The sequence below is a fragment of the Mammaliicoccus stepanovicii genome (assembly GCF_002902525.1).
Lineage (GTDB): Bacteria > Bacillota > Bacilli > Staphylococcales > Staphylococcaceae > Mammaliicoccus > Mammaliicoccus stepanovicii.
This window is the reverse complement of the sequence record NZ_PPQZ01000084.1, coordinates 1-2,002: the sequence shown is the minus strand read 5'-3', so window position 1 is coordinate 2,002 and position 2,002 is coordinate 1. Positions and strand designations below refer to the sequence as shown.

Sequence of the window (2,002 nt, the reverse complement as noted above, 5' to 3'; positions counted from 1 at the left end):
GGAATACGATTCCAGTCTCTTTTTAGTTATTATTAAATTTTCTTTATATTCCTAACAGATGCATAACAGTGTTCGTCGTTTTTAAAATAAACTGTTCGATCTTTTGTATCGATTTTTTCAACATTATTTCTATTGATTACGTAACTATTATGACACCTGAAGAAACGATCATCCAAATTAGATAAAGATTTTAAACTGCCATAAAATTCGATTTGTCTATTATCAAGATGAGCAATTAAGCGATGCGATTTTGATGATGATTCAAAAAACATAACATCATCATATTGAACATAAACAGAATTACTTCCTCTAGTTAGCTCGATTTTTTCAACGTTGGTATTTTTAGATAACATGCCTAATCTAACATAAGCAGTGTCTAAACAATCTAGAACGCGTGTCTTTAATTGTTCAGGGTCATCTTTAAAAATGAAATCCATGGCTGCTACTTTATAAACAAAAGTTAAGTAAGTGAGTTCGCTATGGCTCGTGACAAAAATGATGTTACCTATTGGATCATATTTTCTAATTTCACTGGCTACTGTAATACCATTGATATCGGAATCTAATTGAATATCAAGAAAATAGCAACCAATATCGTTCGTAGTTTTGACATGTTCTAATAATTCATAAGGATCACTTGTTGCTAGTTCTATAGACATTTCTTTTTCTTCTATCATAATGTAATTATTTATAATAGTTTGCATACGTTCAAGTTGTTTAGGATCGTCTTCGCAAATGATTATTTTCATCATATCACTTCCTCAGTGTCATCATTAAAAATTTCTAATTTTTGAATGAAAAATTGATTGTTAATGTAAGTATCAAGAAAAACATTATCGGTTTTCTCAGTGATTTCTTTTAAAGTTGTCAAACCAATTCCTCTCTTACGTCCCTTTGTTGAGAAATGATTTTCAAATAACTTATGAACTTTTGGTGTATCACTTGAACACTTATTCATAAATACTAACAGTATCGAATTTTCGTTTTTAATAAATGCAATTTGTATTGATGGATTATCTACAAATTCAGATGCTTCAATGGCATTATCCATAATAATACCTATACAACGACTTAAATCGATAATGTTCATATTGATCTTCGTGATTTGTTCAGTAATTTCAACACTAATATTAATATTTTGTTCTTGAGATTGTATTACTTTTGTTGTTAGTAGACCTTTAATTTCTCTAACGTGCAGATTTTGTAAACCGTTAATCTTAATTGCATTTAGTTTCATATCATCATGAAGATGTGCAATATTTTCATCAAAATATTTACTTAAACCTTCCATATCTTCTTGTCTGATGAACTCAGAAAGGGTAGATAGAATATTGACATAATCATGACGGAACTTACGCATTTCATTGTTGATTTGTTCAATTTGTAAAGTATATTTATAGTAGTGTTTAATTTCGTTTTTAGTACGTTGTAAAGCCATTTCCCTTATTATCGTGAACGAGATTAATATTAAGAATATAGCAGCAACACAGACATATACAACATAAAATAATGTTTGAAATTCAAAATCTTTTTCAGAATTGTAAGAGTCTGGCATATATATGTAAAATACAAAAAATGATATTGCCAAAAATGCAGCTACCAATATTAAATAAACGCGATTATTGTACAAATGACTCAATTTTAATCTATTCATTAAAAATCTTATTAATATTGCTATTGAAATTGAAATGATTGAAAGAAAAATGAAATAATATACATGTATAGATAAATCTAACGGATCAGTATCAAATATTAATCTATTCAGTAAAGAAGATAAGTAATCTGATACAACGCATATGATTATCACTAATAATGTATTAATAATTCCAATTAATTTAAACTTTCTATAAAAAAATACAGCAAGAAATCCAATTAAATAAATAATAGAATTCACACCGACTATAAAAAACAAACCAAGAGAAGGGATTATATATACTAAGAATAGTAATATACAATCCCTTATTGTATAACGATAGGTCTGAGTTATTGCTAACAATATGAT

Annotated in this window: 2 protein-coding genes; both read right to left on the bottom strand. The window is 27.4% G+C overall.

Translation table 11 applies throughout. From position 1 onward, the window contains the following. Positions 1-32: 32 nt before the first annotated feature. Positions 33-749 carry a quorum-sensing response regulator AgrA gene (gene agrA, locus CD111_RS09980; protein ID WP_095086921.1) on the bottom strand — a complete coding sequence of 239 codons (717 nt, stop codon included), beginning with the start codon at positions 747-749 and terminating at the stop codon, positions 33-35. Next, positions 749-2,002 (bottom strand): quorum-sensing sensor histidine kinase AgrC, encoded by a 1,254-nt coding sequence (gene agrC / locus CD111_RS09975; protein ID WP_240610506.1) that lies wholly within the window; start codon positions 2,000-2,002, stop codon positions 749-751. The genes agrA and agrC overlap by 1 nt, the downstream gene beginning before the upstream one ends.

Excerpts from the sequence above, each read along its gene's own strand:
- agrA (WP_095086921.1), bottom strand. The coding sequence starts at position 749 with ATGAAAATAATCATTTGCGAAGACGATCCTAAACAACTTGAACGTATG.